Genomic DNA, 21,856 nt, shown 5'->3' with positions numbered 1-21,856 from the left:
TAATGAAAAATCTACCTATAGGTGTGTTTGATTCGGGTATGGGTGGTATTAGTGTCTTAAGAGAAATAAAGAAACTTATGCCCAATGAAGATTATATATACTACGGTGATTCTAAGAATATACCTTATGGCAAAAAAACTAAAGAAGAATTAGAAAAAATATGTCTTGAGATAGGTGACTACTTTGTAAATAGAGGTGTTAAATCTATAGTAATAGCTTGTAATACAGCAACTAGTGCTGTTGTAGATAAATTCAGAAGTAGGTATAAAATACCTATTATAGGGATTGAACCTGCTTTAAAACCTGCTGTTCAAATGTATGAAAGTGGAAAAATTGTAGTTTTAGCTACAGAAGTGACTTTGAAAGAAAAAAAATTCAATTCACTTATGAACCAGTATAGAGGTGAGGCTGAAATTCTTAAAATTCCAGCTCCTAGACTTGTAACGGTAGTAGAAAGTGGTATTACACAAGGAGTAGAAGCAGAAGAATCTATAAAAGAGTTATTTAAAGATATTAATATAAATGAAATATCTTCAATTGTACTTGGATGTACACACTACATATTTTTAAGGAATGCCATAAAAAAGGCGTTAGGTGAGAATGTGAAACTTATAGATGGTGGATATGGAACCGCACACAATCTAAAAACAATTCTATCTAGCATGGATATGCTATCTAATAATGATACAAATGGTTGTGTAGAGGTTGTAAATTCATCAGAAGATGAATCTAAAATAGAACTATCTTATAAATTATTGAATATATAGAGTGATAAATAAGAGCTGTCTTAAGATGATTTTTAAATCATCTTAAGACAGCTCTTGTTATATGTATCGACAGAGTATACCTAAATTTTACAATAATTGAAAAGGGTTTTGCAATACAGAAATTGAAATACTTATGTAGGTTTCAAAGTTACTTATTATAAAAAGGGGGAGCTAGTTTATATGGATCAGAGTAGAAAAATGAAGTTAGAGGATATTTTAGCTTCAAAGGGATTATCAATAAACTATCAATCGGGAGGAAATGCTCCAGATGATATGGTAGATAGAGAAATAAAAAAAGAGCCTACTGATAGAGCTAAAAAATTAAGAGATATATACTATAATACTCTTTCGACAACGGATATAGAATTTCCATATTGGTATAACCGTAAATGGAAAGAACTAGATGGTGAAGTGACTGTAGTTAGAAGAGCTAGAGCTTTAAAAGAAGCATTTTCGCATTTGACACCAAATATTATACCTGGCGAAAAGTTAGTTATGCAAAAGACTTATAATTATAGAGGTTCATTCCCTATGCCATGGCTGTCAGAAGGATTCTTCGTAGCTAATCAAAATGAACTTAAAGAATCACCAAGCGAAAGTGCTGATGAATTAAGTGAATTTGGACAAGGTGGAGGAAATGTTACTAAAAGCTTTGGGAATGTAGTATCTATTGCAGGTAAGTTTGGAATGAGAAAAGAAGAAATACCAGTATTATTAAAGATAGCAAATGAGTGGGTAGGAAAATCGGTAGAAGATTTGGGACGAAAATATGAAAAAATGGTTCCTGATTATGAAGTCAAAGAAAATATAATGAAAAGTCTTGTGTGTATGTTTGATTCAGGATTTACTCTTCCGCAAGGAAGAGAAGTAATAAACTATTATTATCCACTACAATATGGCTTTGATGGATTAATAGAAATGGCAAAGGAATGTAAAGATGAAGTTGCAGGAAAAGCTGATGGTGATGGAATAATAGGAATGGATAGACTTTATTTTTATGAAGCTGTAATTCATATAATAGAAGGTATTCAAAATTGGATATTAAACTATGCAAAACATGCAAGACAACTTGAAAAGATTTCAAATGATGAAGTTCAAAAGAAAGAATATACAGAAATAGCTGAGTGCCTAGAATGGATTGCTCATAATCAGCCTCGTAGTTTTAGAGAAGCACTTCAAGTAACATATACTCTTCATATTGCAGTACTTAATGAAGATGCTATATCAGGTCTTTCAATAGGAAGACTTGGACAAATATTATATCCTTGGTATGAACAAGATATAAAAGCTGGAAGAATTACAAAAGAAGAAGTGCTGGAGCTTATGGAACTTTACAGAATAAAAATAACAGCTATAGATTGTTTTGCATCTACTGGTGTTGTTGGTGGAGTTTTATCTGGAAATACATTTAATAACTTAACTATTGGAGGACTTACAAGAAAGGGACAAAGTGCTACAAATGAATTAGAAATGCTTATAGTAGAAGCTGGAATGACTTGTGAAACACCGCAACCTACGTTATCAGTTTTATATGATGAGAAATTACCTGAAAAATTCTTATTAAAATGTGTAGAATGTGATAAAACAGGTGCAGGATATCCAGCTTGGATGAATAATAGAGGTGCTATTGAATTTTTAATGAATCAATACTCAGAAGAAGGAATGACAATAGAAGAAGCGAGATCTGTTGCAATAGGTGGATGTCTTGAAACTTCTCCGTGTACTTGGAAGGAAGTTGTTTTAAACGGTAAAAAATATGAAATACCAGGCGGAGCAGGTCATCCAACAAGTGTAGGTGTTCACTTTGTTGCAAATCCTAAAGTATTGGAATTAGTATTAATGAACGGAAAAGACCATAGAACGGGTATTCAAGTATTAAAGCCTCATAATAAAAAACTTGAAACTTATGAAGAATTATTTGATACATTCAAGGAGTACTATGAAAAATCAGTAGATGTACTTGCAAAAACTAATAATATACAGCATGATATATGGCGTAAACAAAATATGTCAGTAGTCAACTCTTTCTTAAAACCAGATTGTCTTTCAACAGGACAGCATATTGGAAACTTAGGATATAGATATAATGCAACATTTAATGTAGAGAGTTGTGGAACGGTTACTATGGTTAATTCATTAGCAGGTTTTAAAAAGATTGTATACGATGATAAAAAATATACTGTTGAAGAAATGAAGGATGCTATAATTAATAATTTTGGATTTAAAAAAGCGGATGAAATAGGAAGTTATTCTCTTGCTGATCAAGAAAGAGAAGATATGAGTGGTAAATATGATGATATATATGGAATGTGCTTAACTGCTCCTAAATATGGTAATGCAGATTTATATGTAGATGATATTTTAAGAGAATATGAAGAGTGGTTCTGTGAAATGTGCCATGGAGTAGAATCTTTATATGGAAAACCTATGTATGCATGTCAAATATCAGTTTCTACTCATGGAGCACAAGGTGGAGCAACTCTTGCAACACCAGATGGAAGGCTTGCAGGAACAACTTATGCAGATGGTTCTATGTCAGCATATCCTGGAACGGACAAAAACGGACCATATGCTTTATTTGAATCAGCAACAGTTTGGGATCATTCAACATCTCAAAATTCTCAAATGAACTTAAAGATACATCCAAGTGCGCTAAAAGGAATGCAGGGAACTAAAAACTTATTAGATTTAACAAGAGCGTATATGAGAAAAGGCGGATTTCATATACAATATAACATCGTAGATTCTAAAGTATTAAAGAATGCTCAGGAAAATCCAGAGAAATATAGAGATCTTATGGTAAGGGTTGCTGGATTCACTCAATATTGGTGCGAAATAGGAAAACCTATACAAGATGAAGTTATAGCAAGAACAGAATATGAGGGGGTGTAGAATTATGGAAAAATTAAAACACAATGATTGTTTAAATTGTTCACCTATTGATGCAGCGAAGGGGATTTGTAGGATAACGAATGAAATAGTCAATATAGATAGTGATGTATGTAATAGATTGGAACTTGTTCCTAAGTGTAAAAATTGTGAACATTTTCAAGAAACAAAGGAAGATAATTTAGGAATATGTACAGGACTTGAAAAAGATGATTGGACTTTTGGAGATTTAAATGCAACAACATGTAAGGGACATAAATTTAAATAATAAAAGAAGGTAATGGGGGACTTTGAGATGAATAATGACATGAAAGGAATGCTATTTGATATACAGAGTTTTTCAGTACATGATGGACCTGGTTGTAGGACAACTGTTTTTATGAGTGGATGCCCTTTGAAATGTGAATGGTGTGCTAATCCAGAAAGCTGGAAGAAAGAACAGCATATTATGTTTAGTGAAGGTACTTGTAAATATGAAAAAGGATGCAATATATGTAGGAATAAGTGTTTATATGGAGGTTTGAGTTTTGATGAAAATAATAAGCCACAATTAAACTGGGAAATATGTAAAAATTGCAAAACATTTGAATGTAGCAAAGCGTGTTATTATAATGCATTAAAAGTATGTGGTAGAGAATATGAAATACAAGAATTAATAAAAATACTCACTAGAGATAATCATTCTTGGAGTAGTAATGGCGGAGTTACATTTAGTGGAGGAGAACCGTTTTATCAAAGTGAATTTTTAATAAATACTTTAATAGAATGTAAGAAAAATTATTTTCATACAGCAATAGAAACTACAGCATATATAGATAATAAAACTTTTTTAGAAGCGATGAAGTATATAGACTTTGCATTTATTGATTTAAAACATATGGATAGAGAAAAACATAAACAAAAGACTGGAGTTTACAATGATTTAATATTGGAAAATATAGAATCAATTGCGAGTTCGGGTAAAAGGATAGTTCTAAGAATGCCTGTAATAAGAGATTTTAATGATACATATCAAAATATAGTTGATACTATCTCTTTTATGAAAAAAAATGATTTAGTTGAAATAAACATACTTCCATTTCACAGATTGGGAGAATCAAAATGGAAACAATTGGGGAATGAATATAAATACAAATATGAAGAAAGTACACCAGTTAAAAAATTAGAAGAAATACAGGATTTATTCTTAGAGAATAATATAGCTTGCTATATAGGTCATGATACTGCATTTTAAGATTATTTTTTTCATAAATAACATTCATAATTTAAAAGCCATGAGCCCTATAAAGTGAACCTTAATCCAGAAAATGTAGAGTTATTATTCCAGCCTTAAGAGGATGCAGACTTAGAACTTTTAGATTCAGGATAAAATAAAAAAGGGAGTATGATAATAGAAATTAATTTCTATTATCATACTCCCTTTATAACATTTTAAATATATTAAGCTTTTTTAGCTTCTGTTGAAGACTCCCAACATTCTAGATTATTTAGACCTTCTATACTATCTGAATAAAATACTGGATCTTTTCCTTCTTTCTTTTGAGCAGCGTAATCCTTTAATGCTGCAAATGCTATTTTACCAAGTTGAGAAATAGCTATTAGATTTATTAGCGCCATTAGGCCCATGAATAAGTCTGCCATATCCCAAACTATTTGAACTTTAGCAACTGAACCAAATACAACCATACCTACAACTGATAATCTGTATATTAATAAATAAATTTTCTTAGTGTTTATAAACTCTATATTAGTTTCTCCGTAGTAGTAATTACCTATTATAGAACTGAATGCAAATAGTAAAATACAAGCAGCTATAAAAGTATTTCCCCAAGAACCTACCTGAGAACTTAAAGCAGTTTGTGTAAGTTGTATACCAGTTAAACCTTCTGTTGAATAAGCACCAGAAAGAAGTATTATAAATGCAGTTGAACTACATATTAAAAGTGTATCAGTAAATACTCCAAGAGTTTGAATTAAACCTTGTTTAACTGGATGAGATACATGTGCTGTTGCAGCTGCATTTGGAGCAGATCCCATACCGGCTTCATTAGAGAAAAGACCTCTTTTAATACCTTGCATTAGGGCAGCACCAATTCCACCACCTACAGCAGCTTTCATACCAAATGCGCTGCTTAAAATAAGTGAGAATATTGATGGTACTAAAGTTATGTTTTTGATAATTACAAATATAGCAACGAAGATATAAGCCACAGCCATTACAGGAACTATTAACTCTGCAACCTTTGCAATTCTTGTAACTCCGCCGAATATTATAATTGCTGTAACTGTAGCTAAAGTTAATCCCATTATCATTCTATTTAATCCAAATGCTTCTTCAAAAGCAAGTGAAATAGTGTTTGACTGTACTGCGTTGAAAACAAGACCGAAACATAGAGTTATTAATATTGAAAATAAAACTCCCATCCATCTTTTATTTAAGGCTTTTTCCATATAATAAGCTGGACCACCGCGGTATCCGCTTTTATCTTTAACTTTATAAATTTGAGCTAAAGTACTTTCAACAAAACTTGACGCAGCACCTATTAATGCTATAAGCCACATCCAGAATACAGCACCAGGACCACCTATAGAAATAGCTAATGCAACACCAGCTAAGTTACCAGTACCAACTCTAGAAGCTGTACTTATACAAAACGCTTGAAATGAAGAAACACCATGTTTTTTGTCAGATGAATTACTAGCTCCATCTCCTAATAGTTTGAACATTTCTCCTAAAAATTTAAACTGAACAAAGTTAGACTTAAATGTAAAATAAAGACCCATTGAAATAAGTAAAACTATAAGAACGTATTGCCAAAGTATAGTGTTTCCTACGGAAACTATTTTTTCTAAAATACTCAACATGCTATCACTTTCCTTTACTAAAAATTTTTAAAATAGTATTATTGCTTTCTGATAAAATTTAGCTTTTATTGAATTTAGCTTTATATTATTTAGTCTAAATAAAATTTGAGTTTAAAATATAATGAAATTTAGTTTAACATCAATTGAAACAATTGTACCAAAAAACAAATGCGATATCAAATTTCTTTTTATTCTGAATTTTACAAAAAATGAACCTTTGGTTGAAAAGGTACTTGTGATGATTACAATTATTGCATATAAAATGAAATTTGGGTTGTGATATAGGTTTTTTAGCAGTGTTTTAAAGTGAAAAAAGTTGATGATTTATGAATTGATAAAAATAAATTATTCATAAAAATTTTATTAGAGAAGGTTGTAAAAATTAAGAAAATATAAAGTGAAGGAAAAAAGTATCAATAAGCTAAAAAAAGATGAAGCATAATGCTTCATCTTTATCTGTGTTCATGATTAGAAAGGTGATTAATACAATATTCATAGTCATCACTGCACTTAGAGCAGTATCTAAACTCCATGTCAGGATCGTCTTTTTCTGTTATTCCGCATACAGTACATTTATGAAAATAATCTTTTCTAGTTATATTAGTTATATTAGATTTGAACTGTTTTTTTCTATTATAAGCATTTCTTCTGTTCTTAGCATCATATAAATTGCTTTTTCCAAAAAATATAAAGTAATTTATTATAGATACTATAGCTGTTAATTTAAATATTACAGGTGAGAATATAATTGTATATCCTATAAATATCCAATTCAAGAAAGATAAATACTTAACTTTGACTGGAAGTATAAAAAATAGATAAAACTCGTAGTCTGGATACAATTTAGCAAATGCTAGAAAAATAGATAGATTTAAATAAGTAGCACTAACGGGTGAGTTTATTATAAAAGCTACTATTGTAGTTCCAATCATACCTAAAAAGTAGTATAGATTAAATTTAAAGCTACCCCATTCATGTTCAAGTGCAGAACCTAGGGTATAATAAATATAAAGTCTAAAGAATATCCAAATTGGAGAAAGCAAAGGTGGTATAAATATATAAGTTATAAGCCTCCAAACCTGACCTTTCATGACTAAACTTGGATTTAGCTCAAGTAAAGCTATTAAGTTATAAGAGTGAGTTATGTAATATATACCATACACAAGAGTGGATAACCCTATTACATAATACATTAGATTTTCAATTGCAAGATTTCTATATTTTCGTTCTAATTTATCTATCCAATTCATGGAAAAACCTCCTTTAGTAAGAAAAAACTAAAATATGTAAATGTACACTATATTATAACATATACAATTATATATTGACCAAAAGTGAGGTTGAATATATAAAATAGTTATAAATTTAGTTTTTTAATCAATGCTATGTAGAAATTTAAATTTATATAAATTTATTATAAATAAAACGTAAATTTATATATAGTGGTATAATAAATAATAATATTAGTCCGAAGGGGTGATAAAAATGCCAACGGAAATTTTACTGGGTAAGAATGAAGATAGCATAAAAGCTTGGAAAAAATTCATAAAAACAGGGGACTTAGATTACGACTTAATAAGACCTATTATAGCTAAATCTTGGTTGAGAAGTAAAACTTATAAAATAGACCCATTTGTAAATAATGAAGTTTTAAAACTCAATAAAAGAGAATTGAAAAGAAGAAAAGAAGAATCTAAGAGACTAGTAGAGATAGCCAAGCCTTTTATGAACAGTTTGTATAAAATAGTAGAAGATAATGGTCTTGTAATAAGGCTAGCAGATGGAGATGGTTATATTCTTGAGTTTATGGGAAATAGTGATCTTATAGATACGTATAAAGACCTTAATATAGAGATGGGGAGTAATATAAGTGAAAAAAATATGGGAACAAATGCTCTATCACTTGCAATAATAAATAAAGAACCTATACAAGTTCTTGGAGGGGAACATTATTGCAAGTTATATCATAATTGGAGTTCATCTGCTTGTCCTATAAAAAATCAATATGGTGATGTAGTGGGCGTGTTGAGTGTAACTGGACCATATGAAAAAGTTCATCCTCATACTTTGGGAATGGTAGTAGCATCGGGGGAAGCAATAGAAAATCAATTAAAAGTTAACGATATGAATAAAAAGCTAAGTATGACAAATAAGCATTTATTTGCAATAATGGAGTCTATATCTGAAGGACTTTTAGGAATAGATAACAAAGGGATAGTTAAAGATATAAATTTATTTGCTAGAAAACTACTTTCGCTTGATGAAAAAGATATTATAGGAAAAAATATAAGTGAGCTTATAAGCGAAAAAAACAACAAAATAGTATTAAGTGTTATAAATAAAGGTAAAAAATACGAAGAGACTGAAATGTATTTTAAAAATAAAAGAGGACAAAGAATATACTGTATAGTAAGTTTGACTCCTATAAAAGACTGTGATACTGATGAGGTTGAAGGAGTTGTTGTAACTTTTAGAAGAGCCAAGACAATTCATAATCTTGTAAATAAAATAATAGGAGCTGAAGCTATATTTACATTTGAAGATATTATAGGTAAAAGTGAAATAATGCAAGATGCTAAAAAAATATCAAAAAAAGCTGCAAAAGCAAATACTACTATACTTCTTCAAGGGGAAAGTGGTACAGGGAAAGAATTGTTTGCCCAGGCAATACACAATGAAAGTCCTAGAAAGAATAAACCATTTGTATTTTTAAATTGTGGGGCTATACCTAGAGAACTTGTAGCAAGTGAGTTGTTTGGATATGTAGATGGAGCATTTACTGGTGCCAAAAGAGGTGGACATCCAGGTAAATTTGAACTTGCTGATGAGGGGACTATATTTCTTGATGAAATAGGAGATATGCCTCTTGATACACAAGTAAATTTGCTTAGAGTTTTGGAAACTAAATCAATAGTTAGAGTTGGAGGCCATAGTGTTATACCAACAGATGTTAGAGTTATAGCTGCAACGCATAAAAATCTAAAAGAAGAAGTTGAAAAAGGAAACTTTAGAGAAGATCTTTATTACAGATTGAATGTAATGCCTATAACCACTCCATCCTTAAGGCATAGAAAAGAAGATATAGATCTTTTGGTTGAATATTTTCTTAAAAAATTTAGCAAAAAGATGAATAAGACTATAGGATTTATTAACGAAAGTTTTTATAAATATGTTAAAAGTTATGATTGGCCAGGGAATGTAAGGGAACTTCAGAATGTAATGCAGTTAGTTATAAATATGGTTGAAGAAGGAGAAACTATAGAATACAAACATCTGCCTTCTTATATAAAACCTAGTAATTTATGCAAAAAAATAGGAATAACAGAAGAACTACTGACTTTAGCAGAAATAGAGAAGATAGCTATAATAAAGACTTTGGAAGATGTGAACGGAAATATAGCTCTCGCCTCCAAAACACTTGGTATAGGAAGAAGTACTCTTTATAGAAAGTTAGAAAAATATAATATAGATTACATGATATAAAGTGTATCAAAATGAAACGTAAGTTTCATTTTGATACACTTTTTTATGTCTTTAAATTAACAAGTGTACCGAAATGACACATAAAATACATGTGAAATAAAGTTTTTACAAATATATTTTTTTGAAATAAAAAATTTCAAAATAATGAATGTTGAAATTAGAAGGTATACAATTAAAAAATATTAAGAAAATGTAAAAATGGCACAATACTTGCTATGTATAAAATAGATATATGCAATAAATTTTAAGTTAGAGAATCAAAAGGAGGTCTATTTATGAAAAAACTAGGAATAGTTATGACTATATTATTAATATTTTGGGATATATTACAAGGATCAATAAGTGTAGAGAATTTGTTAGTTGGGATGTTTGTATGTTTATTTGTTTATAAGTTCAATAAAGAAAATTTTATTACAAAATAAGGTGGGATATTTTTGTTTAGAAAATTTATTTATATAGTGCAATATGTATTTGTATTAATAATAGAAGTTATAAAAGCAAATATAGATGTTGCAAGAATAGTTCTAGGGGTCAAAATAGATATTGATCCAGTTGTTGTAAAATTTAAAACTAAATTAAAATCTGATTTATATAGAGTTATACTGGCAAACTCAATTACACTTACTCCAGGAACTATAACTATGGTTTTGGAGAATGATGTATACACAATACATTGTCTTAAAAAACAGTTTGCAGATGGTCTTTTGGATTCAAAATTTGAAAATATACTTTTGAAAATAGAGGAGATTTAGATAATATGGAAAGAATACTCATAGCTTCAAGTTTGTTTTTATCTATTACAATAGTATTTTGTATGATAAGAGCTATAAAGGGTCCCTTAGCTGCTGATAGATTGATTGCAGTAAATGTAATTGGGACTAAAACTATAATTTTGATATCATTGATATCATTTGTATTGCATGAAACTTATTTTATAGATGTTGTACTTGTATATGCGCTTATTAGTTTTATAGGATCAATAGGAATAGCTGATTTAATCGATAAATAGGAGGGGTAATATGAAATTGGTTGTAGTAACTATATTTTTATTCTCAGGCCTATTTTTCTTTTGTATAGGAACTATAGGTTTGTTTAGATTCAAGGATGTATTTACAAGAGCTCACTCTGCTGCTAAATGTGATACTTTAGGTGCGGTTCTTAGTTTGCTTGCTTTAATTATATACAATGGGGTTTCATTTGTTAGTTTTAAGTTAATTTTAGTAGTAGTTTTTTTATGGATTACAAATCCTACTGCAACACACTTAATAACAAGAGCGGAGTTTAATAGAAGAAAATAACTATATGGAGTGAATTGATATGGGATTACTTAGTATTATTATGATTTTATTTTTGATATTCGCATCAGTAGCAGTATCCTTTGTGGAGGATTTATTAGGTGCAATAATTGTATTTATGGTATATTCTCTTGTGATGGCAATGCTGTGGCAACAATTAAATGCTCCAGATCTTGCTATAACTGAAGCTGCTGTTGGAGCAGGAATTTCAACACTTTTATTTATATTAACTCTTAAGAGGATAAAGGGGGATTCAAAATGAGAAAAATTATAACTGTTATTTTGACTTCTTTATTAATAGGGATAATATTGATTGGAGTAAGTGAGTTACCTGAGTTTGGTAAATCAGACGTTCCCGCACATAATTACGTATCCAAAACTTACTTAGAAGATGCGGTTAAGGAAACGGGTGCTCTTAATATAATAACTGGAATTATATTGGATTATAGAGCGTTTGATACTTTTGTAGAGGCCACGGTTTTATTTACAGGAGGAATTGTTGTTTTATTGCTTTTAAGAAGAGAAGGTGATGAGTGTGAATAGTGAAATACTCAGTGTTGTTTCAAAATTTATAATACCTTTTATACAGGTATTTGGGATATATGTTATTGTAAATGGTCATATATCACCTGGTGGTGGATTTGCAGGAGGAACTATAATAGGGGCAAGTTTTATTCTTTATAGGATTGTAAACGGATCTGATAAAGCTAAAGCTAAGTTTTCTTATAATACATTAATAAAGGCTATGTGTTTTTCTTTGATAGGATATGGTCTTTTAAAAGGATATAGCTTTATAGGAGGAGGATTAAATCTACATCTTCCTAGTTTTCCAATTGGTACTCCGGGTAGAATATTTTCTGGTGGATACTTACTTCCCCTTAATATTTTTGTAGGCTGTATAGTTGCTATTACTATGTATTTTTTATATAGCTTGTTTAGTGAAGGAGAAATATAATATGCAAAATTTAATGAATAATTATATAGAGGTAGGTGCTATTGTTCTATTTGGAATTGGGTTTATGACACTCTTACTTAATAATAATATGATAAAAAAAATAATCGGTCTTAATATAATGGATACAGCTATATTTTTATTTTTTATAGCAAGAGGGTATATATATGGAAAGGATGCACCAATAGTTGTTGGAGAGTTTAAAGGTGTTGATGGATATATAAATCCAGTTCCCACATCTCTTATGCTTACAGGTATAGTTGTTTCTGTAAGTATGACTGCATTTATGCTAGCGCTTACCATAAAACTTCATGAAAAATATAAAACTATAGATTTAAGAGAAATCTTAAATATGAAGGAGGGGTAGATGTGGTTATAAAGAGTTTTCCGCTAATTATGATTTTAATATTATTTATAAGTGCATTCACTATGCCCCTTGTAAATAACAATAAGATTATAAAAACTATAAGCTTAATTACTAATTTTATATGTTCAGTGCTATCTATTTTTACTTTTTACTATGTACAATTGTATGGAAATTTCAAATACAAGATGGGGCATTTTGATGCTCCCTGGGGTATTGAATTTAGTATAGGAACTTTAGAATCTATGATGGCTATTTTGTTTACTGTAGTTTCGTTTTTTATTATTTGGTATTCACTATATAGTATAGAAAAAGACATTAAAGAAAGTAAGGTTTGTCTGTATTATGTTCTTATAAATATATTAATAGCTTCCCTTTTAGGTATAGTTTTTACAAATGATATATTTAATGCTTTTGTGTTTATTGAGGTAAGTACACTTGCTTCTTGTGGGATTATAGTCATTAAAGATAAAAAAGAAAATGTAAAAGCGACTATAAAGTATGTGGTATTAAGTAGTTTAGGATCAGGTCTTGTGCTTATGGGAATTGCTTTTTTATATTCTATTACTGGAAATTTAAATATGGATTTTATGCATAGTGAACTTATTAAAAATTGGATGAATTATGAAAGAATAATATTGCTCTCAATTGGACTTTTTACAATAGGGCTTGGGGTTAAGGGGGCTATGTTTCCTCTTCATGTATGGCTTCCTGATGCGCATTCATCAGCACCAACATCTTCAAGTGCGATGCTTTCTTCGGTTGTAGTTAAAGCTTTTGTTTTGCTTTTTATAAAAATAATATATAGGATTTTTGGAACGGATATAATTTCAAATATACCAGTTCTTGATTTGATATTAATATTAGCAAGTATAGGTATGATAATGGGGTCTATATTTGCGATATTCCAAAAAGATTTGAAGCGAGTAATTGCTTATTCTAGTGTTGCTCAAATGGGATATGTATTCTTTGGAATAGGTCTTGGAAATGAACTTGGTCTTGCGATTTCAATTTTTCACATAATAGGACATGCATTTACTAAGTCAGCTTTGTTCTTAAGCGTAGGGTCTATGATAGAAAAAGCAGGGAAAAATATTTCGGATTTAAGAGGGATAGGGAAAGAAATGCCAATAACACTAGCTTTATTTACATTAGGAAGCTTATCAATGGTTGGTATACCAATACTTCCTGGTTTTTTAAGTAAGTGGAACTTTGCTCTTGCTAGTATACAATCAGGTAGATTATATTTACTAACTATTATACTCGCAAGTTCGCTTTTAAATGGAGTTTATTATTTTCCTATAGTTATAAATGGGTATTTTGGACAGGAAAACTTGAAAGAAAAAGTGTATATGTCTAAGGAAAAAAGTATAAAAGAGCTTATTCCTATTATTATGCTTATGGGTATGATGGTTTGTGCTGGTATTTTTTCTAATTATATTATAAAAATTCTGCTTATAGCGTGTGATCAAATGTTTTAACTTATTGTGTTAACATAAAGCGAATTTTTAAGAAAGGTGAATTTAAATGAAAAGTCTATTTATACTTTTTCCAATAATTATGCCATTTGTTTTAGCTATATTTCTGAATATACTTAAGTTTGATAATAAAAAAAACAGAAATATATATATAGCGTGTTGTATTATATTTAATTTTATATTAACTGTGTATACTATGCATTTGGATATAGATATGAAGTTGGAGATTCTAAAGATAAACGAGTTTATAAATATATGTTTGAAAATTGATAAGCTTGCTGTATTGTTTTCGCTACTTGCATCTACTTTGTGGATATTTACTACTTTTTATTCTATGGAATATATGGAACATGAAAAAAATGAAAAGAGATTTTTCACTTTCTTTATGCTTACACTTGGAGTTACTATAGGAATTGCATTTTCTGATAATTTAATTACTTTATATGTATTTTATGAAATGCTTACATTAGTTACATTTCCTTTAGTTATTCACTCTGAAAGTGAGGATGCATTTAAAAGTGGAAAGAAGTATTTAATATATTCTTTCGGTGGGGCTACGTTTGTTCTTTTGGGCATGATGCTTTTATATAATATTAATCCTGATTTGAGTTTTACTGCTGGAGGAATACTTAATGGTAATGTTGCTGGAAATGAGAAGATGATTCTTGTTATATATATACTTATGTTTTTAGGATTTGGGGTAAAAGCTGCTGTTGTACCTTTTCATTCGTGGCTTCCAGCAGCCATGGTAGCACCAACTCCTGTAAGTTCTCTACTTCATGCAGTTGCAGTTGTTAAATCTGGTGTGTTTAGCATAATAAGAGTATCTTATTTTATATTTGGAGCAGAGGTTATGAGGCGTGTTGATGCCCATATATATTCAAGTATATTCGTTGTAATAACTATACTGATGGGATCGTTTTTGGCAATTCATCATGATAATTTAAAGAAGAGACTAGCTTATTCTACTATAAGTCAGTTAGGGTATATAATTTTAGGAGTTATAATGCTAAATGAAAATGCATTAGTTGGAGGCATATTGCATTTGGTTAATCATGCTCTTATTAAAATTGTTCTATTCTTTTGTGCTGGAGCTATATATACTAAAAAGCATATTAAGAATATATCTGATATGAAGGGTATAGGTAAGGAAATGCCAATTACAATGTGGTGTTTTTCAATAGCATCTATTTCTTTGATAGGTATACCTCCTACTAATGGATTTGTTAGTAAATGGTATTTAGCCCTTGGAGGGCTGAATGCAAATAAGATAATGTTTCCTATAATACTTTTGCTTAGTGCTTTTTTGACAAGTACATATTTGCTGCCTATTATAGTTACGGCGTTCTTTGAAAAAAATGAAGGTGCAGAAATAGAAAATAATGATCCGGGAATAAGAATGCTATTTCCTATAGTATGTATAACAGCTATTGTGGCTTTGCTGGGTATATTTCCTAATATAGTAGTAGAGTTCGTTAATAAAATAGTTGTAGAGTTAATATAAGAGGGGGTTAGGTATGTATTTAATTATAATGATTATACTTCCGTTAATAGGCTCTTTAGTAGGATATATAGTTGGAAGAAAAAATGAAAGACTTAGAAATTTAGTTATAGATATTATAACAGGTATGGAATTTTTATTGGTTATAATGATGTATCCTAGTGTTTCAAAACATCCTATTGAAATATTTATACCTGATATAATGGGAATTGGACTTTATTTAAAAATGGATATGATGAGGTATATATTTGTACTTTTAACATGCTTTATTTGGTTTTTAACTACTATATATTCCACTCAATATCTTATAAAACACAATCATAGAAATAGGTACTATGCATTTTTTATGCTTACACTTTCAAGTACAGTAGGTGTATTCATATCAGAAAATATACTAAACTTATTTACATTCTTTGAAATGATGGCATTTACATCTTATATGCTAGTTATACATGATGATGATGTTTATTCTCATGAAGCTGGAAAGATTTATTTAGGTATGTCAATAGCTAGTGGGATGATAACGCTAATGGGAATATTATTATTATTCGATTATACGAATACATTGAATATATCTGAAATATCATCTGTAATAGATTCTATTGGAACTATGAAATATACAATAGGTTTTTCACTTATGATAGGATTTGCAGTTAAAGCCTGTATGTTTCCACTTCATGTATGGTTACCAAAGGTATATCCAGCAGCTCCTACCCCTGCAACAGCAGTACTTTCTGGAATACTTGCAAAAGCAGGTGTTTATGGAATAATGATTGTTTCGATATGTATAATGGGAAATGATAAATTATTTTGTGAGGTTTTGCTGATACTGGCATTTGTGAGTATGTTTATAGGTGGATTTTTGGCAATGTTTCAAAGAAATATAAAGAGAATATTAGCATATAGTAGTATGAGCCAAATTGGATATATATTAATGGGTGTTGCGCTTATTGGATTAATAGGAGAACACAAAGAAATGGCTATATATGGGACTATGTATCATATTGTAAATCATGGATTATTTAAGGTGCTTCTTTTTATGATTGCAGGTATAATATATATGATATTAGATGAACTTAGTATAAATAAAATAAGAGGATTTGGAAAGCATAAGAATTTAATAAAAGTATTATTTTTAATAGGAATGTTTGGTGTTATAGGTATGCCAGGGTTTAATGGTTTTATAAGTAAGACTATGCTACATCATGCTTTATCAGAGAGTTTTTACGAAAAAAAAGCTATGTTTTTAGAACTGTTATATACAGTTTGTAGTAGTTTTACAGTAGCTTATCTACTTAAAATATTCGTATCTGTGTTTGTAGCGAAAAATGATGAGTTTAAAGGTCAGTATAAGACCAAGGTAAAAAAAAGAGCCACAATTCCTATGATTATACTTAGCTTAAGTATAATATATATAGCTATAAATCCTTCGTTCTTAATAAAAATTATGAATAAAGATAATTTGTTTTTTAATATTCACTTAAATGGACATTTTGATATAAAATTTTATTCTATAAATAACATAAAATCATCTATAACTACTATATTGATGGGAGTAGGGATATATGTGTTATTTATTAGAAGATATTTATTAGTTGAAGAGTGCGGAGTTAAGGTATATAAAAACCCATCTCTTAATTGGTTTAACCTAGAAAATAATTTTTATAGACCAGTTTGTAAATTAGTGTATAATATATTATCAATAGGGTTTTCTGCCATAGATACGTTTGTTGTAAAGTCTGTAAAAAATACTGATAGAAAGATCAAAAAAATTTGTAATATTGAAATGAGCAATGTAAAATGTACTAATAATGGTAGCTATAAAGTTTCTGATATACCAAAAAAAGTAGGTATTCATTTAAACAGCATAACCTATTCTGTATTCATAATAGGGTTTGTATTGGTTATAATAACTATTATATTAATAGGTCTTTAGAACTGGTTTAATAAATGAAACTAAGGGTATATAATAAAAAAGATCTTCTTTAAGAGAATCTTATAATGTAAACTTTTATGAAACACATAACGAAAATTACATCTATCTACAACTTGGAGAAAAATATAATTTTGTATTTGTTATAAAAAAACACAATAAAAAAGGAAAACGGACAAGCGTGTCGAAAGGTAAAGGGAATGGTCGAAAAATGAAGGGGATGAATTTATGGAAAATAAAGGAATATTACTAGAGTCAGGTACTGGTGAAGTTGAAATATTAGAGTTTGCAATAAATAAAGAACATTATGCTATTAATGTTATAAAGGTAAAGGAAATACTTGAAGTAGACTATCTTACTAAGATACCTAATAGTCATCCAGCAGTAGCAGGTCTTACTTTGGTTAGAGGTGAAGTTGTAACATTAATAGACATGAAGTATGTAATAGAAAAGAAAAGTGCAGATATAAAAAAATGTAAGGTTATATTGTGTGAATTTAATAATATGAAGGTAGCATTCTGTGTTGATAATATATTGGGAATTCACAGAATAGGATGGGATCAAATTAGAAAATCAGAGAATGTAAATGAATCATCTTTGGTTATTGGAAATATAATATTTAATAACAATATACTTATGTTATTAGATTTTGAAAAAATAGTTATGGATATAAGCCCTGCTTCAGGAATAACTGAAAAAAGAATGAATGATATTGAGAATAAAGATAGAAGTGGTGTGAAAATGATATTGGCTGATGATTCTCCACTTATAAGAAAGGTACTTAATAATACTCTTACTAAGGCTGGATTTAAGAATTTGAGATTTTTTGATGATGGACAGCAGGCGTATGATTATTTAACTTCAGTATGTGATGAAAAAGGAGAAAATTTTATAGATGATGTCCAGATATTAATAACTGATATTGAAATGCCGCAAATGGATGGACATACATTAACTAGAAAAATAAAAGAACATAAGATATTAAAGAGCCTTCCAGTAATAATATTCTCGTCTCTTATAACTGGAGATTTAATGCATAAGGGTAAGTCTGTAGGAGCAGATGGACAGATGAGTAAACCGGAAATTGGAAAACTTGTAAAATTAATAGATGAATTACTTATCGAAAAATAAAAAAATGCGATATCACATGATATCGCATTTTTTTATTTTTAAGCGAACTATATAATTTTACTATTGACAACTAAAATAAAATGATTTAAAATATTAAATGAGAATGATTATTAATAACGGAAATGAGGAGTGATATAAATGAGTATAGTAATATATGGTGGACATGATAGAATGGAGAGAATTTATATAGATGAAGCAAAAAAACACGGAGTAAAAGCTAAGGTTTATACATACGGAAGAAATGATATGACCAAATCTATAGGAAAGAGTGATGGAATAGTTATATTTACAGATACTATATCTCATAAAGTAGCTAGTACAGTATCTAAAGAAGCTAAAAAAAGAAATATACCGGTAGTGGTATGTCACAATAGCAGCAAGACATATTTCAAAAATACCATAAAAGACATGACGTGTTAGAATAATATTAAAACTATTGACAAATATTATCAATTAATATAGTTTAAATATGAAAGGATAATCAATGATTGTGATTTTTTAAGGAGATGATGGTATGATGACATTTGTTATAGGTGGTTTAGTAATAGGATATGGTGTATATGCATTAGTCAAAACTTTAAAAAAGGAAGCTAAAGGAGAATGTGTAGGCTGTAGTGGATGTATGTCTACAAGCTGTAGCTCTAGAAAGGATGATTAACTTTAATAACTACATAGTCTTACATATTAAAATAACCCCTTAGAGTAGAAACAGAAAAAATTTCTGTAAAATACTTTAAGGGGTTATTTTTGTGATTTATGTTACGAATTTATTCTTCTGTTTTTTTACTTCCTATACGAATTACTTCTTTCATTTTAGACATTATATGGTCATAGCCACCTTTACTATGAGGTATAGTGCAGTCAGAACAATCTTTAACATCATTTTTGTATTTAAAATTCCCACCGCATTTATCTTTTAACATATATAAAGGACAAAAACAAAATAGACAATTGAAATCTTTTGGATTCTCTACCTTATGACATGGAAAGTATTCACACTTATTATTTTGGAAAAACTTATAATTTTCACTCATATTTATATCCCCCCTTCTATTTATACATTAATTATACAACAATTTCATATAATATAAAAACTAATAGTAAATTAATGTAAAAAAAGGTACTTTTAATATAAATACTAATCCTAATTTACTAAAATATAGGTCCAATGTCATGTGGTTATTAATTAATTATATTGGGTATAATTAATTAATAAGTATGACTGTGGTATCATTAAATGGTTTTAATTCATCAAGATGTCAAGAAAGGAAGGTATCAATTGGCATATAATACTATAGACCTAATAGACAAAGCAATAGACATAGCAAAAAAAAGAAAAGAAATATATATAAACATTGCAAATGATAACTATGAAAACAAACGGATGAATATAGTTGTAAATACTTTAGTAAAAGGTTTAGATAAAAATATTGATTGCTATAATAGATTGAAAAAATATATTGCACAAAATGAAGAAGTGTTAGAAAATATTGATTTTTTGGTATATGATAAAATCTTATTTTTAGTTAATCAATTTAAAAAAAGATTAATGAATCCAAAAATTTCAGATATTAAAAGTCTCCTTAGATTTTCCTTGAATTTGGAAAAGGAAATATATGCATTGTTTATAGCTATACAAGGTAGATTGGTTGTGAAAGAAGAAGATGCAAAAACCAATACATATAGATTTTTATCAAATATTATAAAAGAAAAAGAAGAATATATTAAAAATTTAGAAGTGTTCGCTAAAAGACAAGGTTAGAGATATATAGCCTTCTTTTTTTATTTACACCAAACTAATGTTCTTGTATAATTTAAATAATAATAATATATTTTAAATTAGTAAATTAAAAATAACAACAAATGGTATAATAGATAATATGAAAATCTAAAAAAGAGGTGATTTTATGGATAAAAAAAATGAAAAAGCATTATTGGTTGGCCTTAACATAACTAATGCATTTAAGAAAGAAGATAATATAGATATTTATGACTCTATGGATGAATTAGAGGAATTAGCTAAGGCTGCTGGAGCTGAGGTTGTAGAAAAGATAATTCAAAATAAAGAATCTAGAGATGTCGCTTTATATATAGGAAAGGGCAAATTGGAAGAAATAAAGAATTATTGTGAAAGCTTAGATGTTAATGTAATTATATTTAATGATGAACTTTCAGGAGCGCAAATGAGAAATTTAGAAGAGTTATTAAATGTAAAAGTTATAGATAGAACAGCTCTTATACTTGATATATTTGCTCAAAGAGCATTATCAAGAGAAGGAAAGCTTCAAGTAGAACTTGCACAGTTGAAATATAGACTTCCTAGACTTTCTGGGTTCGGTAAAGAAATGTCAAAGACGGGTGCGGGTATTGGAACTAGAGGGCCTGGAGAGCAAAAGTTGGAAGTTGATAAAAGACATATATTAAATAAAATATCTGATATAAAAAAAGAACTTAAGGAAGTAAAGAAGAATAGAGAAACACAAAGATCTAAAAGACTTAAAAATAGTATACCAATAGTAGCTTTGGTAGGATATACTAATGCAGGAAAATCAACTCTTACAAATGAAATTATGAAGACTCATAAAGATTATGAAATGGAAAAAGAAGTTTTCTCAAAGGATATGCTGTTTGCAACTCTTGATGTAACTTTGAGAAAGGCTGCACTTTCTAACAAAAAAGAGTTTTTAGTAGTAGATACAGTTGGATTTGTAAGCAAACTTCCTCATGACTTAGTGGATGCATTCAAAGCTACACTTGAAGAAGTTAGGTATGCAGATTTGATAATTCATGTTGTAGATGCATCTAATGATAGTTATGATATTCAAATGAATACAACTCTAGATGTTTTAAAAGAGTTAAAAGCACTTGATAAACCAGTTGTAACTGTATTTAATAAAGTTGATAAGCTAGATTATGATGTGGATGCAAAAAAAGATGAAGATGTATTATTCATATCGTGTAAAACGGGTTATAACATAGAGAAGCTTTTGGAAAAAATAAAAGAAAAAATAATGGGAAATCTTCACGATGTATCTTTATTAATTCCATATAATAAAGGAGAAGTGTTTAACTCTATTAAAAATAAAAATAGCGTGGATGAATTTGAATACAAAGAAGATGGAATATTCGTAGCTGTAACACTTGATGATATGGATTATGGGAAGTATAAAGAATATGAGATAGAGTAATCTGGAGGAC

General features: G+C 29.1%; 24 protein-coding genes. 21 read left to right on the top strand and 3 right to left on the bottom strand.

Annotation, left to right across the window (positions count from 1 at the left end; all coding sequences use genetic code 11):
* Positions 1–2 precede the first annotated feature (2 nt).
* From murI to hpdA, 4 genes are all read left to right on the top strand, one after another.
* A complete protein-coding gene (murI, locus tag P4S50_RS13155) occupies positions 3–767 on the top strand; it encodes a glutamate racemase (RefSeq protein WP_277731256.1) in 765 nt (254 codons plus the stop codon).
* 180 nt (positions 768–947) lie between these two features.
* On the top strand, positions 948–3,659 hold the full coding sequence (gene hpdB, locus P4S50_RS13150; protein WP_277731255.1) for a 4-hydroxyphenylacetate decarboxylase large subunit: 2,712 nt from the start codon (positions 948–950) through the stop codon (positions 3,657–3,659).
* A 4-nt stretch (positions 3,660–3,663) separates the two neighbouring features.
* Positions 3,664–3,924 carry a 4-hydroxyphenylacetate decarboxylase small subunit gene (gene hpdC, locus P4S50_RS13145; RefSeq protein WP_277731254.1) on the top strand — a complete coding sequence of 87 codons (261 nt, stop codon included), beginning with the start codon at positions 3,664–3,666 and terminating at the stop codon, positions 3,922–3,924.
* A gap of 27 nt (positions 3,925–3,951) precedes the next feature.
* Entirely contained in the window at positions 3,952–4,890 is a 939-nt protein-coding gene (hpdA, locus tag P4S50_RS13140) for a 4-hydroxyphenylacetate decarboxylase activase (RefSeq protein ID WP_277731253.1), read from the top strand.
* A gap of 206 nt (positions 4,891–5,096) precedes the next feature.
* On the opposite strand, the gene P4S50_RS13135 is transcribed toward hpdA, so the two are convergent.
* Entirely contained in the window at positions 5,097–6,521 is a 1,425-nt protein-coding gene (locus P4S50_RS13135) for an alanine/glycine:cation symporter family protein (RefSeq protein WP_277731252.1), read from the bottom strand.
* Between the two features lie 452 nt (positions 6,522–6,973).
* Positions 6,974–7,771, bottom strand: a complete 798-nt coding sequence (locus P4S50_RS13130; protein WP_277731251.1) for a rhomboid family intramembrane serine protease — start codon at positions 7,769–7,771, stop codon at positions 6,974–6,976.
* Positions 7,772–8,006: 235 nt separating this feature from the next.
* Between P4S50_RS13130 and P4S50_RS13125 the strand changes: the two genes are divergently transcribed.
* From P4S50_RS13125 to P4S50_RS13055, 15 genes are all read left to right on the top strand, one after another.
* Complete coding sequence (locus tag P4S50_RS13125; RefSeq protein WP_277731250.1) at positions 8,007–10,004, top strand: sigma-54-dependent Fis family transcriptional regulator; 1,998 nt, start codon at positions 8,007–8,009, stop codon at positions 10,002–10,004.
* 275 nt (positions 10,005–10,279) lie between these two features.
* The gene (locus P4S50_RS13120) at positions 10,280–10,426 is read left to right on the top strand and encodes a hypothetical protein (protein WP_277731249.1); all 147 of its coding nucleotides are present in this window, start codon (positions 10,280–10,282) and stop codon (positions 10,424–10,426) included.
* A gap of 12 nt (positions 10,427–10,438) precedes the next feature.
* Entirely contained in the window at positions 10,439–10,756 is a 318-nt protein-coding gene (locus P4S50_RS13115; RefSeq protein ID WP_277731247.1) for a Na+/H+ antiporter subunit E, read from the top strand.
* Between the two features lie 5 nt (positions 10,757–10,761).
* Positions 10,762–11,013, top strand: a complete 252-nt coding sequence (locus P4S50_RS13110; protein ID WP_277731246.1) for an MrpF/PhaF family protein — start codon at positions 10,762–10,764, stop codon at positions 11,011–11,013.
* 10 nt (positions 11,014–11,023) lie between these two features.
* Complete coding sequence (mnhG, locus tag P4S50_RS13105) at positions 11,024–11,302, top strand: monovalent cation/H(+) antiporter subunit G (protein WP_277731245.1); 279 nt, start codon at positions 11,024–11,026, stop codon at positions 11,300–11,302.
* A 19-nt stretch (positions 11,303–11,321) separates the two neighbouring features.
* Positions 11,322–11,561 (top strand): hydrogenase subunit MbhD domain-containing protein, encoded by a 240-nt coding sequence (locus P4S50_RS13100; RefSeq protein WP_248483019.1) that lies wholly within the window; start codon positions 11,322–11,324, stop codon positions 11,559–11,561.
* Complete coding sequence (mbhE, locus tag P4S50_RS13095; RefSeq protein WP_277731244.1) at positions 11,558–11,842, top strand: hydrogen gas-evolving membrane-bound hydrogenase subunit E; 285 nt, start codon at positions 11,558–11,560, stop codon at positions 11,840–11,842. Before P4S50_RS13100 ends, mbhE begins: the two co-directional genes overlap by 4 nt.
* Positions 11,835–12,254 (top strand): MnhB domain-containing protein, encoded by a 420-nt coding sequence (locus P4S50_RS13090; RefSeq protein WP_277731243.1) that lies wholly within the window; start codon positions 11,835–11,837, stop codon positions 12,252–12,254. The genes mbhE and P4S50_RS13090 overlap by 8 nt, the downstream gene beginning before the upstream one ends.
* A gap of 1 nt (position 12,255) precedes the next feature.
* Entirely contained in the window at positions 12,256–12,618 is a 363-nt protein-coding gene (locus P4S50_RS13085) for a sodium:proton antiporter (RefSeq protein WP_277731242.1), read from the top strand.
* 2 nt (positions 12,619–12,620) lie between these two features.
* The gene (locus tag P4S50_RS13080) at positions 12,621–14,096 is read left to right on the top strand and encodes a complex I subunit 5 family protein (protein ID WP_277731241.1); all 1,476 of its coding nucleotides are present in this window, start codon (positions 12,621–12,623) and stop codon (positions 14,094–14,096) included.
* Positions 14,097–14,142: 46 nt separating this feature from the next.
* On the top strand, positions 14,143–15,597 hold the full coding sequence (locus tag P4S50_RS13075; RefSeq protein WP_277731240.1) for a proton-conducting transporter transmembrane domain-containing protein: 1,455 nt from the start codon (positions 14,143–14,145) through the stop codon (positions 15,595–15,597).
* Between the two features lie 13 nt (positions 15,598–15,610).
* Positions 15,611–17,530 carry a complex I subunit 5 family protein gene (locus P4S50_RS13070; RefSeq protein ID WP_277731239.1) on the top strand — a complete coding sequence of 640 codons (1,920 nt, stop codon included), beginning with the start codon at positions 15,611–15,613 and terminating at the stop codon, positions 17,528–17,530.
* Between the two features lie 225 nt (positions 17,531–17,755).
* Positions 17,756–18,658, top strand: coding sequence for a chemotaxis protein (locus P4S50_RS13065; protein WP_277731238.1), 903 nt, complete (start codon positions 17,756–17,758; stop codon positions 18,656–18,658).
* Positions 18,659–18,796: 138 nt separating this feature from the next.
* Positions 18,797–19,078 (top strand): DUF2325 domain-containing protein, encoded by a 282-nt coding sequence (locus P4S50_RS13060; RefSeq protein ID WP_277731237.1) that lies wholly within the window; start codon positions 18,797–18,799, stop codon positions 19,076–19,078.
* Between the two features lie 94 nt (positions 19,079–19,172).
* Positions 19,173–19,316 carry a FeoB-associated Cys-rich membrane protein gene (locus tag P4S50_RS13055; protein WP_277731236.1) on the top strand — a complete coding sequence of 48 codons (144 nt, stop codon included), beginning with the start codon at positions 19,173–19,175 and terminating at the stop codon, positions 19,314–19,316.
* Positions 19,317–19,425: 109 nt separating this feature from the next.
* Here the strand turns inward: P4S50_RS13055 and P4S50_RS13050 are convergent, their stop codons facing one another.
* Positions 19,426–19,692, bottom strand: a complete 267-nt coding sequence (locus P4S50_RS13050; protein WP_277731235.1) for a cysteine-rich small domain-containing protein — start codon at positions 19,690–19,692, stop codon at positions 19,426–19,428.
* A 245-nt stretch (positions 19,693–19,937) separates the two neighbouring features.
* On the opposite strand from P4S50_RS13050, the gene P4S50_RS13045 reads away from it, so the two are divergent.
* Both P4S50_RS13045 and hflX read left to right on the top strand, forming a co-directional pair.
* Entirely contained in the window at positions 19,938–20,420 is a 483-nt protein-coding gene (locus P4S50_RS13045) for a hypothetical protein (RefSeq protein ID WP_277731234.1), read from the top strand.
* 145 nt (positions 20,421–20,565) lie between these two features.
* On the top strand, positions 20,566–21,846 hold the full coding sequence (gene hflX, locus P4S50_RS13040) for a GTPase HflX (RefSeq protein WP_277731233.1): 1,281 nt from the start codon (positions 20,566–20,568) through the stop codon (positions 21,844–21,846).
* Positions 21,847–21,856 lie beyond the last annotated feature (10 nt).

The organism is Tepidibacter hydrothermalis, assembly GCF_029542625.1.
In the GTDB taxonomy this organism is placed as follows: Bacteria; Bacillota; Clostridia; order Peptostreptococcales; family Peptostreptococcaceae; genus Tepidibacter_A; species Tepidibacter_A hydrothermalis.
This window is presented reverse-complemented; position numbering and strand designations above follow the sequence as displayed.

Excerpts from the sequence above, each read along its gene's own strand:
- murI (WP_277731256.1), top strand. The coding sequence starts at position 3 with ATGAAAAATCTACCTATAGGTGTGTTTGATTCGGGTATGGGTGGTATT.
- hpdB (WP_277731255.1), top strand. The coding sequence starts at position 948 with ATGGATCAGAGTAGAAAAATGAAGTTAGAGGATATTTTAGCTTCAAAG.
- hpdC (WP_277731254.1), top strand. The coding sequence starts at position 3,664 with ATGGAAAAATTAAAACACAATGATTGTTTAAATTGTTCACCTATTGAT.
- hpdA (WP_277731253.1), top strand. The coding sequence starts at position 3,952 with ATGAATAATGACATGAAAGGAATGCTATTTGATATACAGAGTTTTTCA.
- P4S50_RS13135 (WP_277731252.1), bottom strand. The coding sequence starts at position 6,521 with ATGTTGAGTATTTTAGAAAAAATAGTTTCCGTAGGAAACACTATACTT.
- P4S50_RS13130 (WP_277731251.1), bottom strand. The coding sequence starts at position 7,771 with ATGAATTGGATAGATAAATTAGAACGAAAATATAGAAATCTTGCAATT.
- P4S50_RS13125 (WP_277731250.1), top strand. The coding sequence starts at position 8,007 with ATGCCAACGGAAATTTTACTGGGTAAGAATGAAGATAGCATAAAAGCT.
- P4S50_RS13120 (WP_277731249.1), top strand. The coding sequence starts at position 10,280 with ATGAAAAAACTAGGAATAGTTATGACTATATTATTAATATTTTGGGAT.
- P4S50_RS13110 (WP_277731246.1), top strand. The coding sequence starts at position 10,762 with ATGGAAAGAATACTCATAGCTTCAAGTTTGTTTTTATCTATTACAATA.
- mnhG (WP_277731245.1), top strand. The coding sequence starts at position 11,024 with ATGAAATTGGTTGTAGTAACTATATTTTTATTCTCAGGCCTATTTTTC.
- P4S50_RS13100 (WP_248483019.1), top strand. The coding sequence starts at position 11,322 with ATGGGATTACTTAGTATTATTATGATTTTATTTTTGATATTCGCATCA.
- mbhE (WP_277731244.1), top strand. The coding sequence starts at position 11,558 with ATGAGAAAAATTATAACTGTTATTTTGACTTCTTTATTAATAGGGATA.
- P4S50_RS13085 (WP_277731242.1), top strand. The coding sequence starts at position 12,256 with ATGCAAAATTTAATGAATAATTATATAGAGGTAGGTGCTATTGTTCTA.
- P4S50_RS13075 (WP_277731240.1), top strand. The coding sequence starts at position 14,143 with ATGAAAAGTCTATTTATACTTTTTCCAATAATTATGCCATTTGTTTTA.
- P4S50_RS13070 (WP_277731239.1), top strand. The coding sequence starts at position 15,611 with ATGTATTTAATTATAATGATTATACTTCCGTTAATAGGCTCTTTAGTA.
- P4S50_RS13065 (WP_277731238.1), top strand. The coding sequence starts at position 17,756 with ATGGAAAATAAAGGAATATTACTAGAGTCAGGTACTGGTGAAGTTGAA.
- P4S50_RS13060 (WP_277731237.1), top strand. The coding sequence starts at position 18,797 with ATGAGTATAGTAATATATGGTGGACATGATAGAATGGAGAGAATTTAT.
- P4S50_RS13055 (WP_277731236.1), top strand. The coding sequence starts at position 19,173 with ATGATGACATTTGTTATAGGTGGTTTAGTAATAGGATATGGTGTATAT.
- P4S50_RS13050 (WP_277731235.1), bottom strand. The coding sequence starts at position 19,692 with ATGAGTGAAAATTATAAGTTTTTCCAAAATAATAAGTGTGAATACTTT.
- hflX (WP_277731233.1), top strand. The coding sequence starts at position 20,566 with ATGGATAAAAAAAATGAAAAAGCATTATTGGTTGGCCTTAACATAACT.